12 protein-coding genes are annotated in these 13922 nt (G+C 66.8%); 4 read left to right on the top strand and 8 right to left on the bottom strand.

Translation table 11 applies throughout. The features are described from left to right. The first annotated feature begins 39 nt into the window (after window positions 1-39). From C8J26_RS18745 to uxuA, 4 genes are all read left to right on the top strand, one after another. Entirely contained in the window at window positions 40-450 is a 411-nt protein-coding gene (locus C8J26_RS18745) for a response regulator (RefSeq protein ID WP_208631463.1), read from the top strand. A 471-nt stretch (window positions 451-921) separates the two neighbouring features. Further along, window positions 922-4032: a TonB-dependent receptor gene (locus C8J26_RS18740; protein ID WP_208631470.1), complete on the top strand. Its 3111-nt coding sequence runs from the start codon at window positions 922-924 to the stop codon at window positions 4030-4032. 171 nt (window positions 4033-4203) lie between these two features. Further along, complete coding sequence (locus C8J26_RS18735) at window positions 4204-5001, top strand: FadR/GntR family transcriptional regulator (protein ID WP_107959750.1); 798 nt, start codon at window positions 4204-4206, stop codon at window positions 4999-5001. A 110-nt stretch (window positions 5002-5111) separates the two neighbouring features. Further along, the gene (gene uxuA / locus C8J26_RS18730; RefSeq protein WP_107959748.1) at window positions 5112-6290 is read left to right on the top strand and encodes a mannonate dehydratase; all 1179 of its coding nucleotides are present in this window, start codon (window positions 5112-5114) and stop codon (window positions 6288-6290) included. Between the two features lie 17 nt (window positions 6291-6307). On the opposite strand, the gene pcaF is transcribed toward uxuA, so the two are convergent. Genes pcaF through pobA form a run of 8 tightly spaced genes read right to left on the bottom strand, consistent with a single transcriptional unit; the run spans window position 6308 to window position 13891 of the window. Further along, on the bottom strand, window positions 6308-7513 hold the full coding sequence (gene pcaF, locus C8J26_RS18725; protein WP_107959746.1) for a 3-oxoadipyl-CoA thiolase: 1206 nt from the start codon (window positions 7511-7513) through the stop codon (window positions 6308-6310). A gap of 4 nt (window positions 7514-7517) precedes the next feature. Further along, a complete protein-coding gene (pcaDC, locus tag C8J26_RS18720; RefSeq protein WP_107959744.1) occupies window positions 7518-8708 on the bottom strand; it encodes a bifunctional 3-oxoadipate enol-lactonase/4-carboxymuconolactone decarboxylase PcaDC in 1191 nt (396 codons plus the stop codon). A 4-nt stretch (window positions 8709-8712) separates the two neighbouring features. Further along, complete coding sequence (gene pcaB / locus C8J26_RS18715; protein WP_244185402.1) at window positions 8713-9870, bottom strand: 3-carboxy-cis,cis-muconate cycloisomerase; 1158 nt, start codon at window positions 9868-9870, stop codon at window positions 8713-8715. Between the two features lie 21 nt (window positions 9871-9891). Further along, window positions 9892-10593 carry a protocatechuate 3,4-dioxygenase subunit alpha gene (pcaG, locus tag C8J26_RS18710; protein ID WP_107959742.1) on the bottom strand — a complete coding sequence of 234 codons (702 nt, stop codon included), beginning with the start codon at window positions 10591-10593 and terminating at the stop codon, window positions 9892-9894. After that, on the bottom strand, window positions 10583-11311 hold the full coding sequence (pcaH, locus tag C8J26_RS18705; RefSeq protein WP_107959740.1) for a protocatechuate 3,4-dioxygenase subunit beta: 729 nt from the start codon (window positions 11309-11311) through the stop codon (window positions 10583-10585). The genes pcaG and pcaH overlap by 11 nt, the downstream gene beginning before the upstream one ends. Continuing rightward, window positions 11308-12003 (bottom strand): 3-oxoacid CoA-transferase subunit B, encoded by a 696-nt coding sequence (locus tag C8J26_RS18700; protein WP_279628957.1) that lies wholly within the window; start codon window positions 12001-12003, stop codon window positions 11308-11310. Before C8J26_RS18700 ends, pcaH begins: the two co-directional genes overlap by 4 nt. Next, window positions 12000-12710: a CoA transferase subunit A gene (locus tag C8J26_RS18695; protein ID WP_107959738.1), complete on the bottom strand. Its 711-nt coding sequence runs from the start codon at window positions 12708-12710 to the stop codon at window positions 12000-12002. The genes C8J26_RS18700 and C8J26_RS18695 overlap by 4 nt, the downstream gene beginning before the upstream one ends. Next, window positions 12707-13891: a 4-hydroxybenzoate 3-monooxygenase gene (gene pobA, locus C8J26_RS18690; protein ID WP_107959883.1), complete on the bottom strand. Its 1185-nt coding sequence runs from the start codon at window positions 13889-13891 to the stop codon at window positions 12707-12709. Before pobA ends, C8J26_RS18695 begins: the two co-directional genes overlap by 4 nt. Window positions 13892-13922 lie beyond the last annotated feature (31 nt).

Raw genomic sequence — 13922 nt, 5'->3', positions numbered from 1 at the left:
ATCCGGATCGACTTGGGCAGGGTCATCATCGAGCGCAACATGCCCGCGCGTGCATCTGATGGCGTCCGCAAGGCGGACCCTGTTCCCCAGCCGTTGAACGGCCTCGCCGTGTTGCTGGTCGAGGACAATATGATCGTCGCGCTGACCGTCGAGAACTTCCTCGAGGACCTCGGCGCACGCCGCATCTGGACCGCGTCGCATGTCGAGAGCGCCAGCAAGATTCTCGACCGCGAGACGGTCGAGATCGCGATCCTCGACATCAATCTCGGCGAGGATACGAGCCTGGGCATCGCCCGGCGGCTGCGTGCTGCGTCGATCCCGTTCTTCTTCGCAAGCGGCTATGGCACGGATGCAGGGCTGAGCGCCGATCTCGACGCCAGCCTCGTCGTGCGCAAACCTTACGGCAAACGCGATCTGCAAAAGGCGATCATCTCCGTTCTGGGAATGTAACGTCCGATCCCACACGTCCGATACTGCCGGGGAGGTGCCGCAACCCGCCCCGTCGATGCGACGCACTGTGCATCGATACGACGCCGAACGAATTGGTCATGCAGAAATAGCCTGACGGTCGCCCATGGTATCGCACTCACCGTGGCAAACCCCTAAAATTGGCCATGCCGGAAGGCCTTGACTCGGTCACCGCACGCCGTAAGATAGCGCTATCAATAGCCTGCTACAGACGGGCGTGATCGGGGGGGTGGATGGTTTTGGCGCTTCAGTTTTGTTCGATCACCATGCCGCGACGCCTTGTGCTTCGCGACGCCTGACGCGTCTCCAGACACTCACCAAAACATGCTTTCTCGCCGCAACGACGGCGAGGTTTCAGAGAGGATCCTGATCGTGGTACCTTATAAGACGGCACCTGGCCTGACACGCGCGTCCTTGTTGTGCGCGACGACACTGGCGGCGCTTTGCGCGACGATGGCAACGGCGCAGACCATCCCGCCGACGCAGGATCCATCGCCCCCCGTGGCGCAGGACGGCGCACCCGCCGCCGCCACACCCAGCGATGCGCCGCCCGCCGCGAGCTTGCCCGATGCCGATCAGAGCCCCGGTGCGATCGACGCCGCGAGCAGCAACGACATCGTCGTCACCGGCTATCGCTCCAGCCTTGCCAAGTCGACGAATGCCAAGCGCGCGTCGACCGGCTTTACTGATTCGATCTTCGCCGAAGATATCGGCAAGTTCCCCGACACGAACATTGCCGAATCCTTCAACCGCATCCCCGGTATTACGATCACGCGCGACGTGACCGGCGAAGGCACCAACGTCGCGATCCGCGGACTTGGATCGAACTTCACCAACGTGACGCTCAACGGCGCGACGATCGCGGTGGCCTCGTCTGGCGCGACCGATGCGCAGGGCACCGATCGATCGGTCGATCTGAGCTTCTTCCCGACCGACCTGTTCACCAAGCTGACCGTCAACAAGAGCTATACCGCCGACCTCCTCGAAGGCGGCGCGGCGGGCAATATCGACCTGCGCTCGGCGCGTCCGTTCGATCGCGCGACCTCGTTCCTTGCCTATAACGTGCAGGGCACCAAGCAGTCGCCCGAAGACCGGATCGGCGCGCGCGGGTCGCTGATCGGTAGCTGGCGCAACGACAAGGTCGGCATCCTCGCCGGCGTGTCGGCGCAGCGGCTTTTCACCGACACGCGCGGGTTCGAGACGATTGGCTATACCAATCCGGCACTGACCGCGGCGCAATGTGGTGCGACGTCCGGCTGCAACACGACCGGCGGCGGCAACTGGACGATCCCCTCCGTCGTCCCGGCGGGCGCCGGCGCAGGCCTGGTGGCGGGCACGCCGATCACCAGCGCGTTCCTGCTCGCGAACAATCCGGGTGCGACGATCCAGCAGATCGACAACGCGCTGCTCCCCCGGCTCGGGCGTTCGACCAGCATCCGCGGACCGCGCGATCGGCTCAACGCGATCGTCAGCGCCGAGTGGCAGCCGACCGACACGCTGCATTTCTACATCGACGGCCTGTACGGCTACAAGAAGAACGAGCTGATCCGCGAGAACGTGGCGTGGATCGTCCGCAACGGCGCGATCATCCCGACCAACTTGACGTTCGACAAGGCGGATTGCACGGTCGGCTGTGTCGTCACCGGCGGTACCTTCGCCAATGCGCAGTTCTTCAACGAATTTCGTCCCTATACCGAGACGACCAAGCTGTTCAGCGTCAATCCGGGCGGCGAGTGGGACATCTCGGACAAGCTCAAGCTCAACCTGCAGGGCAATTACGCGCGCTCGACCTTCCATCGCGAGAGTCCATCTGTCGGCCTGACGACTCCGCTCGGCGTCGGCAACACCGTCACCTATACCAATAGCGGCAACGGCATTCCGACGATCCAGAGCGGGCTCGACCTCGACGATCCGGCGAATTTCGGCTGGAACGCGGGCAGCCGCGTCAACATTCAGGACGAGCGCCGGCTCAACAAGAGCAAGGGCGCGCGCGGTGACCTGACCTGGGGCGGCACGGGGCTCAACCTGAAGGTCGGCGGCGCGTTCGACGACGTGTCGCGCCGGATCACCGGCTTTGACAACAGCCAGGCGTGGCAGAATGCGGTCTGCGGCAACAACCCCAGCGTCTTTGTCGGCTCGCCCAACTCGCAGCCGCCGTGCGCCGGCCTGAATGCACCGGGCGCGGCACCCGCCGGCTATCCGACCTATCCGGGCTATGGCACCGGGGCGACCGCCGGCATGACGGGGCCGGTGACCTATGGTGGCTCGCTGATCCCCAATTCGGCGGTGCCGGGCTATCTCAGCCCCGGTCCGGCAGGGTTCGTGACGGTCGACTGGCCGAAGTTCGCAGCCGCCAGCAACTATGACTTCTACCACGACAACGCGCCGGAGACGGGTGCGGCGAACACCGGCGCCAGCGGCGGTGCGATCCGCGAAGTCGTCAAATCGGCGTTCGCGACGCTGAACGGCGCGCAGGAACTCGGCGGTAACATGTTGCGGTTCAACGTCGGCGTGCGTTACGTCAACACGATCCAGACGATCACCGGACGCGTGTCGTTGCCCGATCCGCGCAACACGACCTCGACCGGCGCGGCGCTGCCCGATGGCAGCCGCTATCCGAACCTGGTCAGCAACGTGTCGACGCGCAACGAATATGCCAAGTGGCTGCCCGCGGCGACGTTCGCCTATGACGTCAGCGAGCATGCCGTGGTCCGCGTCGCGGGATCGCGGACGATGACTCGTCCGGATCCGTCCGCGCAGCTGCCTGGCGTCAACTTTGGTGCGCCGTCGGCGGATCAGGCATCGATCGGCAATCCGGCGCTCAAGCCGTACATGTCGACCAACCTCGATCTGGGCTTCGAATATTATACCGGCCGCGAAGGCGTCGTCAGCTTTAACGCGTTCCGCAAGTCGATCGAGGGGTTCACCAACACCGCCATCGCCACCGTGCCATTCTCGAACCTGGCGCAATATGGCATCACTTACGACACGCTGAACCCAACGCAGCAGATCGCGCTCAACTCGCGCGGCGGCCCGACCGTCGCGCAGGTGCAGGTCACCTCGCAGGTCAACGTCCCCAACAAGCTCACGATCAACGGCCTCGAATTTCAGTGGGTCCAGCCGCTCGACTTCCTGACCAAGCACATCGGCATCACCGGTTTCGGCTTCAACGCCAACGCCACGATCGTCGACCAGCGCAGCGACGGTCCGGCACAGGCGTTCGGCGTGGCGCCGTTCACCTACAACATCACCGGCTATTACGAGAAGCATGGCGTGATGCTCCGCGTGTCGACGACGTCGCGCGAAGGATCGCAGAACAGCGGGACGGCGCAGAACGGCATCCCGGCCGCGGCACTGTTCGGCACCGACTATACGACCTACGACTTCTCGTCGTCGTTCGATCTCGACAAGATCTTCGGCCTGAAGAACGCGCCGCAGCTGACGATCAACGTCGCGAACTTCACCAATGCGACGCTGCGGTCGTACTTCCAGTTCGAGAACGCGACCTTCACGCAGTACAAGCCGGGTCGTCAGTTCCTGATCGGTCTGCGCGGGACCTTCTAGGACGATCGTCGGGGCGGTCGCGATGCGGCCGCCCCGACGGCACGATGCGCCGAGGATCGCGCGACGAGGTGGTCAAAGCTCAGCCTCGGTCGTCGCGCCGTGCGACGATGGCCTTTCCAGGCGGCCGCGTCCTGTAGTAGCATCTGCAGCAATTTGAGATTGGTAAGTCCGATGGCGAAAGCTGCATCACGCACCATTGTATCCGCGAACGGCCCCTACGACGCGCCGGCCAATGATCGCCTGTACCAGCGGATCGCGCGGCGGCTGGTCGAGGAACTGACCGGCGGGACCTATGCGATCGGCGATCGCCTGCCCGCGGAACGTGAACTCGCGACCGAATACGGCGCGAGCCGGCCCGCCGTCCGCGAGGCGCTTATCGCGTTGGAAGTGCAGGGTTTCATCGAGGTTCGCGTCGGCTCCGGGGCATATGTCTCCAGGCTTCCTGGGCAGGGGGAGGAGCCCGGCTTCGCGATCACCGCGTTCGAACTGACCGAGGCGCGGATCCTGTTCGAGGGCGAGGCGGCGGCGTTGGCAGCGGCGCAGATCACCGATGCGGAGGTGGCGCACCTCGACGCGCTGGTCGAGGCGATGACGACCGAAAACCTGCTCGCCGAAGTCACCGAAGTCGCCGATCGCGACTTTCACATGGCGATCGCGAAGGCGACGCGGAACGCCGGTGTCGTACGCACGATCGAGGATCTGTGGCATTTGCGGTCGACATCCCCCGAATGCGCGCTGCTTCACGCCAAGGCGCGCAATGCGAAGGTCCGCCCGGTAGTCGCCGAACATGCGGTGATCGTCGAGGCCTTGCGCGCGCGCGATGCGGCCGGCGCGCGCGCGGCAATGCGTGCGCACCTGACGTCGGTCATGGATCACCTGCTGTTCCAGACCGAGGAAATGGCGATGGAACAGGCGCGACTCGCGCTTGCCGAAACACGGCAACGCTATGGCGGCGGCACCGGCGCATAGCGCTCGCGTTAGCCAGGACTTGCAACATGTCAGACCAATTCTATAGCTTGGGTCGACACGGTGGATCGTGCGTCAGGCGCGCGACGACTTGATACGGGGATAGGCGGCACATGATGATGACCCAGACCATGCGCTGGTTTGGCCCGAACGATCCGGTGCCGCTGCATGCCATCCGCCAGGCCGGTGCGACCGGGATCGTCACCGCGCTTCACGAGGTCGCCAATGGCGAGGTCTGGACCGCAGACGCGATCGCCGTACGACGCCGGATCGTCGAGGACGCCGGGCTTGAGTGGAAGGTGGTCGAGAGCCTGCCCGTCGCGGAGGCGCTGAAGACCCGGTCGACGGACTGGGATCGGTTGATCGAGGCCTATGTCGCCAGCCTGCGCAACCTGGCGGGGCAGGGCGTCGAGGTGGTGACGTATAATTTCATGCCGCTGCTCGACTGGACCCGGACCGACCTGAGCTGGGCCTTGCCCGACGGCGCACGCGCGCTGCGCTTCGAGCTTTGCGCGCTCGCGGTGTACGACATCCACATCCTGCGTCGCCCCGGTGCCGAGCGGGACTATGCGCCCGACGTCGTCGCGGCGGCGGCGGATCGCTTTGCGGCGATGGACGAGGCGGCGCGCGCGACGCTCGAGCGGACGATCATCGCCGGGCTGCCGGGCAGCGAGGAGAGCTTCAGTTCACCGCAGCTGCTCGCGCAGATCGAAACCTATGCCGATGTCGATGCAGCGCGGCTTCGGGCCAACCACGTCGCGTTCCTCGAGGCGGTGTGCCCGGTGGCGGAGGCGGAGGGCATCCGGCTGGTGGTGCATCCCGATGATCCGCCCTTTCCGATCTTCGGTCTGCCGCGCGTCGTCAGCACCCAGACCGATGTGAGCGCGCTGTTCGCGGCGGTGCCCTCCGTCGCCAACGGGCTGTGCTTTTGCAGCGGATCGTTCGGCGTCCGCGCGGACAACGACCTGCCCGGCATGGTGCGACGCCTCGGTGACCGCATCGGCTTTGTCCATCTGCGCTCCGTCCAGCGCGAACTCGACGGCGCGTTCCACGAGGCGGCGCATCTGGAGGGCGACGCCGACATGCCCGCAATCATGGCCGAACTTGTCGCGTTGCAGGCGCGCACCGGGCAATCGCTGCCGATGCGTCCCGATCACGGTCACCAGATGGCGGACGATCTCAACCGGCACACCAATCCGGGCTATTCGCTGATCGGGCGGTTACGCGGACTGGCGGAGTTGCGCGGGTTGGAAACGGGGCTCCGCTACGCACGCGGCGCGGCTTCGTCATAGGCAACGCTATCTAGCGGTCACACGCGTTCGAGCAGCAACGCGATCCCCTGGCCGACGCCGATGCACATGAACGCCATCGCATAGCGGCCGCCGGTACGGTGGAGCTCCTCGACGGCGCTCATCGTGATCCGTGCGCCGGACATGCCGAGCGGATGGCCGAGTGCGATCGCGCCGCCGTTGCGATTGACGCGCGGATCGTCGAACGGATCGATGTCGAGGTCGCGCAGCGTCGCGATCGCCTGGCTGGCGAACGCTTCGTTCAGTTCGATCACGTCGAGCTGGTCGAGCGTGATGCCGCCGATCCGCATCAGCTTGCGCGCCGCCTCGATCGGGCCGACGCCCATGATCCGCGGCGCGACACCCGCCGCCGCCATCGCGACGATCCGCGCGCGCGGCGTCAGGCCGTGGCGCGCGGCGGCCGCCTCGGACGCGATCAGCGTCGCTGCGGCACCGTCGTTGAGGCCCGATGCGTTGCCCGCGGTGACGGTGCCGTCGGCGCGGACCACCGGCTTCAACGTCGCCAGCGCCGCCAGGCTGGTGCCGCGCAGATGCTCGTCTGCGGCGAACAGGATCGGGTCGCCCTTCTTCTGTGCGAGCGTGACGGGCACGATCTCCGCGGCGAAGCGACCGCTGGCCTGCGCAGCGGCTGCCTTTTGCTGGCTGGCCAGTGCGAACCGGTCCTGGTCCTCGCGACTGACCTGCCATTGCTCGGCGACGGTCTCCGCAGTCTGCGGCATGGTATCGACGCCGTATGCCGCCTGCATCGCCGAATTGACGAAGCGCCAGCCGAGCGTCGTGTCCTCCAGTTTCTGGGCGCGATCGAACGGCGCCTGCGCCTTGCCCATGACATAGGGCGCGCGCGTCATGCTCTCGACGCCGCCTGCGATCATGAACGCCGCATCGCCGCTGCGGATCGCGCGTGCGGCCGATCCGATCGCGTCGAGACCGGATCCGCAGAGTCGGTTGATCGTCGATCCCGAAACCGCCTCGGGCAGTCCGGACAGCAGGACGGCCATCCGCGCGACGTTGCGATTGTCCTCGCCCGACTGGTTCGCGCATCCCAGGATCGTGTCGTCCACCGCCGCCCAGTCGACGCTCGGATTGCGCGCGATCAGCGCCTTGATCGGCAGTGCGGCCAGATCGTCCGCGCGGACCTGCGCGAGCGATCCGTTGAGGCGGCCAATGGGGGTACGGATCGCGTCGCAGAGAAAGGCGTCGGCCATGATGTCAGTCCTGTACGATGGCGGAATCGAGTTCGGCGATGATCTTGCCCGCCTCGGCAAAGGCGGTGTTGGCCGCAGGCACGCCGGCATAGATTGCCGACTGCATCAGGACTTCCTTCAACTCGTCGCGCGTGAAGCCGTCGCGCATCAGTCCGGTCCGGACATGCAGCGCGAATTCTTCCCAGCGGCCGAGCGCGACCGTGATCGCCAGCACGATGAAGCGGCGGCTGCGGTCGTCGAGCCCCGGGCGCCCCCAGATCTCGTTCCACGCGATCCGCGTGATCATCGCCTGGAAGTCGGCGGTAAAGGCGGTGCGCTTGGCGAGCGAAGCATCGACCCAAGCGTCGCCCAGCACGCGGCGCCGGTTGAGAAGCCCTGCCTCGAACAGGGTATCCGCCGCATCCCGCTTGGCATCGTTCGGCGCGAGGAAGCCGCGCACCCTCGCGGCGAGCGCAGCCGGGGTTTCGATCGGCGCCAGATGTGCAGCATCGAGATGGACGACCGTTGCGCCCGGGATCGCTGCCGCGATATGCTCGCCATGCCCGGCGAACGGCGTCGAGGTGTCGCGGTCGCCGGCGACGACCAGCGTCGGTACCGCAATACCGGGCAGCCGCTCGATCACCGCCATGTCGCGGATCGCCGCGCCGCATCCGGCATAGCCGTCATCCGCCATCGCGATCAGCCCGGCGCGCACGCTCTGCGTCGCACCGACATGCGTTTCGGCAAATTTCGGCGACAGGAACCGCCCCATGGCCAGGTCGGCGATCGCGACCGTGCCCTCGGTGCGGACCTTGGCGATGCGCGCCTGCCACGCGGCTGCATCCATCGTCGCCGACGTGCAGACCAGCGCGAGTGCGGTGACTCGCGCCGGATGCCGCAGCGCCAGCTCCATCGCGATCATGCCGCCGAGCGACACGCCCGCAATCGCGGCCTGCGTCACGCCCGCCGCGTCCATCACCGCGACGACATCGTCCGCCAGCATCGCGAGCGTATAATCGCCCGCTGGCGCATCCGATGCACCATGGCCGCGCGTATCGATCCGCAACAGGCGGAACGCGGGCAGGAGGTGCGGGGCGCTCGTGTCCCACAGCGCCATGTCGGTGCCGATCGAATTGAGCAGGACGAGCACCGGCAGATCCGGCGCACCGTCGAGCTTCCAATAGAGGCGCACCGCCTCGCGGACTGCAAATGGCATGACCTTATCCTTGTTGGCGGGTGATCAGCGCGCGCACGATCGCGGCGCTGTCGCCGATGTCGGTGCCGATCCCCGCGGCGGCGAGGTTGCGGGCGATGGCGGGCGCGTCGATCTCCAGCCCCTCCGCGATATCCGCCATCGCCGCGGCGGATCCCGCGGCCAGCAGGAAGAGGTCGGCGAGGACCGGCGTTTCCGCCTGCCAGCCGCCGAGCCCGCGCTCCTCTTCCTGCGGCAGACCGCCGAGCAGCGAGGCGGCAAGACCGGGCGCTCTGGTCGCCGCCGACAGCGCGACCTGGCACCCCGTCGGATTACGCTTGTGCGCCATCGCCGATGATCCGCCGCGTCCTGCGACGGCGGGCTCTCGCGCCTCGCCGACCGCGTTCTGCGACAGCAGCGCGACGTCGCGCGCCATCTTGCCAAGCGCGCCGATCGCCATCGCCAGACTCGTGCCGATCGCCGCGACGCCGATCCGGCGCGCATGCCACGGGGCTCCTGTGCCGAGTCCGAGCATGTGCGCCATGTGCGCCGCCACGGCCTCGCCCGTTCCGTTCAGGCCGGCGCGGGACCCGGCTGCACCGCCGAGCTGGAGGAGTGCGTGATCCGCGACATCGCGCCGTAACCGCGTCGCCGCATCCTCGATCCCCGCCATCCAGTGCGCGATCCGCAAGCCGAACGCGACGGGCAGCGCGTCCTGCAACAAGGTGCGGCCGATCGCGGGCGTCTCGGCATGTTGTGCGGCCAGATCCGCCAGCGCGACCGTCGCGCGGGCAAGATCCGCGAGTACCAGATCCGCCGCCGCACGGGCTTGCAGCATCAGCACGGTGTCGGCGACGTCCTGGCTCGTCGCACCCTTGTGCACCGCCGCCGCGGCCTCGCCGCCGACCGCCGCCCGCAGACGCGCGACCAGCGGTATCGCCAGCGTGCCCGCGAGCGCGGCTTCGTCGGCGAGCTCGGCGGGATCGATGTTGAGCGTCGCACAGGCGTCGGCGATCGCCTGCGCGACATTGGGCGGGATCACGCCGGTCCCGGCCTGCGCCCGCGCCAGCGCCGACTCGAACGCCAGCGCGTGTGCGATCGTCGCACGATCGGAAAAGACTGCCAGCATCGCGGGCGTCGTCACCGGCCGGGTGCGCAACAGATCGGTCATGCGGCTATCGGTCATGATGCGGGCGGTCTTCAGCGATCACAGCGCAAAGAACACGGTTTCCCGGTCACCTTGCAGATGGATGTCGAACCACCAGCGACCGTCGGCCTGTTGTCGCGCGATCAGCGTGTGCCGTCGCGCCTCGGGGACTGCACAGAGTACGGGATCGACGTCATTTCCGTCGCCGCCATCAAAATAGAGCCGCGTCGCGAGACGTTTGAGGATCCCGCGCCCGAAGACCGATACGGCGAGATGCGGCGCCTGGAGCGTATTGCCGGGGCCGGGTACGCGACCCGGCCGGATCGTCCGGAACCGGTAGACGCCATCGGCATCGACCGAAGCACGCCCGAAGCCGATGAAATGGGGGTCGAGCGGTGCGTCGTCGCGCGCGTCGTCGACGCTCGCATAGCGACCCGCGGCATTGGCCTGCCAGATCTCGATCATCGCATCGAGGATCGGCACGCCCTTCGCATCGAACACCTGCCCGGCGAGCTCGATCACCACGCCGTCGGGCGTGCCGGTCGAGGACGACCGGTTAAGCACATAATGCTCGTCGGCGAACAGGTCCGGCCGCGCGCCCATGTCGGATGTGCCGACCAGATCCGCGCCGCCCTTCCACGGCAGGCCGTAGTGGAAGAACGGGCCGACCGTCTGCCACGGCGTCTGGCCGAAGATCGACGGATCCTGGTTGTCGAGCCGCGGCGCGGACTCGCGGTCCTCGACGGCAATCTCAGTGGTCATGGTGATCGTCCTCGAACGGCGTCTCGTCGCGGCCCTTCAGCACCACGTCGAACAGATAGCCGAGCGCCCAGGCGGGCTTGGTCGTCTTGATATCGAACCGCCCGACCATCCGCTGCCGCGCCGGCATCGGCACGGCGTTGGCGATCGGATCGATCTCGATCAGCGGATCGTCGGGGAAATACATCTGCGTCACCAGCCGTGTCGCGAATGCCGGGCCCAGCAGCGAGAGATGGATATGCCCCGGTCGCCACGCATTCTTGTGATTGCCCCAGGGATACGCACCCGGCCGGATCGTCACGTAGCTGTAGCGACCTTCGGCGTCGGTGACGACGCGGCCCGCGCCGGTGAAGTTCGGATCGAGCGGCGCATCCCAGCTATCGGCCGAATGGATATAGCGCCCGGCGGCATTGGCCTGCCAGATCTCGAGGACGGTGTTGGGCACCGCACGCCCGCGATCGTCGAGCACGCGGCCTGACACGATGATCCGCTGGCCCTGCGGGACGCCCTTATGCTGCGCGGTCAGGTCGAGGCCCTGGGGGCCGACCATCAGCCGGTCCCATTGGTCCGGACCGGTCGTCTCGGTCAGCGTCGGCGGGATCGCGATCAGCGGCTGGCGCGGGCTGCGATCGACGGTCGACCGATAGTCCGGCACCAGCGAGGGCGGCATGCCGTCGTCGTCGCGCGCATAGGCAATCGGGTCGCGGCGGGCGGCGCTCATGCCGCCACGCTTTCGACGACCGCGCCCGCATCGAACTTGGCGCCGGTCTTGGCGCGAACCTCGTCCAGCGTCACGCCGGGTGCCAGTTCGATCAGCGTGAGGCCGCCCGCTTTCTTGTCGCACGCCAGCACGCACAGATCGGTGACGATCAGGTCGACGACGCGCTTGCCGGTCAGCGGCAGCGTGCATGCCTCCAGGATCTTGGGTTCGCCTGCCTTGTTCGCATGGTCCATCACGACGACGACCTTGCGCACGCCCGCGACCAGATCCATCGCGCCGCCCATGCCCTTCACCATCTTGCCGGGGATCGTCCAGTTGGCGATATCGCCATTGGCGGCCACCTCCATCGCGCCCAGCACCGCCATGTCGATATGGCCGCCGCGGATCATCGCGAAACTCTCCGCGCTCGAGAAGAAGCTCGAGGTGGGCAGCGCGGTGATCGTCTGCTTGCCCGCGTTGATCAGGTCGGGGTCCGCCTCGCCCTCAAACGGGAAGGGGCCCATGCCGAGCATCCCGTTCTCGGACTGCAACGTGACGTCGACGCCGTCGGGGATGTAGTTGGCGACGAGAGTCGGGATGCCGATGCCCAGATTGACGTAATAGCCGTCCTGCAGCTCGCGTGCGGCGCGCGCCGCCATCTGCTCGCGCGTCCAACCCTTCGAAGCCACGCCAGTTTCTACCGTGGCCATCATGCCGCCTCCCGCCGACGCTCGGTCAGCTTTTCGATACGCTTTTCGTTGATCGTCGACAGCACGATCCGGTCGACATAGATGCCGGGGACATGGATGCAGTCCGCGTCGAACGTTCCCGCCTCGACGATTTCCTCGACTTCGACGACGGTCACCGTGCCCGCGGTCGCCATGTTGGGGTTGAAGTTGCGCGCGGTCTTGCGGAACATCAGGTTGCCCGCCGGATCCGCGCGCCACGCCTTGATGATCGACAGATCGGCCTTCAGCCAGGTCTCGCGGACATAGTCCTCGCCGTCGAACGTCTCGACCGGCTTGCCCTCGGCAACGACGGTGCCGACGCCGGTCTTTGTATAGAAGGCCGGGATGCCCGCGCCGCCGGCGCGGATGCGTTCGGCGAGCGTACCCTGCGGCGTCAGCTCCAATTCGAGTTCGCCGCTGAGATATTGCTGCTCGAACAGCTTGTTCTCGCCGACATAGCTCGAGATCATCTTGGCGATCTGCCGGCTCTCCAGCAGCATCCACAGGCCGAATCCGTCGGCGCCCGCATTGTTCGAAATTACGGTCAGTCCGGTCACCCCCGCCGCGCGGATTTCCGGGATCAGGCTTTCGGGATTACCCGACAGACCGAAACCGCCCGACATGATCGTCATGCCGTCGAACACCACGCCCTCCAGCGCCGCCTTGGGCGAGGGGAATATCTTGCTTTTCATGCTGCCTCCAGGGGAAGTCCGACATAGTTCTCCGCCAGCGTCTTTTGCGCGGCGGGCGAGCCCTTGATATACTCCAGCTCGGCCATCTGCAGCCGACGCGCGAACCCGTCCATCTCGGGAAATCGGTGCGTGATCGAGGTGAACCACCACGAGAACCGCTCCGCCTTCCAGACGCGGGCCAGCGCGCGCGCGGAATAGCCGTCGATCCCCGCGGTCGAGCCCGACCCGTAATACTCGGCCAGCGCCTCGCCCAACATCGTCACGTCCGATACCGCGAGGTTCATGCCCTTCGCGCCGGTCGGCGGCACGATATGCGCGGCATCGCCAGTCAGGAACAGGCGGCCCCAGCGCATCGGTTCGGAGACGAACGACCGGAGCGGCGCGATGGACTTTTCGAACGACGGCCCGCGCACGACCTTGGCTGCGGTTGCCGGCCCGAGACGCAGGCACAGCTCGTCCCAGAAGCGGTCGTCGGGCCAGTCCTCGATCTTCTCGTCGAGCGCGCACTGGATATAATATCGGCTGCGCGAGGCCGACCGCATCGAGGCGAGCGCGAAGCCGCGTTCGTGATTGGCGTAGATCAGCTCGTGCTCGGCGGGCGGGACGTCCGCCAGGATGCCGAGCCAGCCGAACGGATAGACGCGTTCGAACGTCTTGAGCACATCGGCGGGGATGCTCGCTCGGCTGACGCCGTGATAGCCGTCGCACCCGGCGATGAAGTCGCAATCGAGCCGTATCGGTTCGCCATCCTGCGTCGTCCACGTGACCGACGGCGAGTCGCTGTCGACGTCGTGCAGCGCGACATCCTGCGCGTTCCAGACGATGTCGACACCGCGCGGACCCGCGGCGTCGAACAGGTCCTTCATCACTTCCTGCTGGCCATAGACCGTCACGGTCGATCCGCCCGTCAGCGCCGCCATGTCGATATGGAACAGCTCGCCGTCGAGCGACAGGTTGGTGCCGCCGTGGATCAGCCCCTCCGCGACGAGCCGGTCGGCAATGCCGAGACGGTGCATCAAGTCGACCGTGACCTGTTCCAGCACGCCGGCGCGGACCCGCCCCTCGACATAGTCGCGGTCGCGGCGTTCGATCACGCGCGCGTCGATCCCGGCGGCGGCCAGCATATGTCCCAGGAACATGCCGGCAGGGCCGGCTCCGATGATGGCGACTTTTGTCCGCACGATCACGATCCTCTTCAACTATGTCTGACGA

This window comes from Sphingomonas aurantiaca, from assembly GCF_003050705.1.
GTDB lineage: Bacteria > Pseudomonadota > Alphaproteobacteria > Sphingomonadales > Sphingomonadaceae > Sphingomonas > Sphingomonas aurantiaca.
This window is presented reverse-complemented; position numbering and strand designations above follow the sequence as displayed.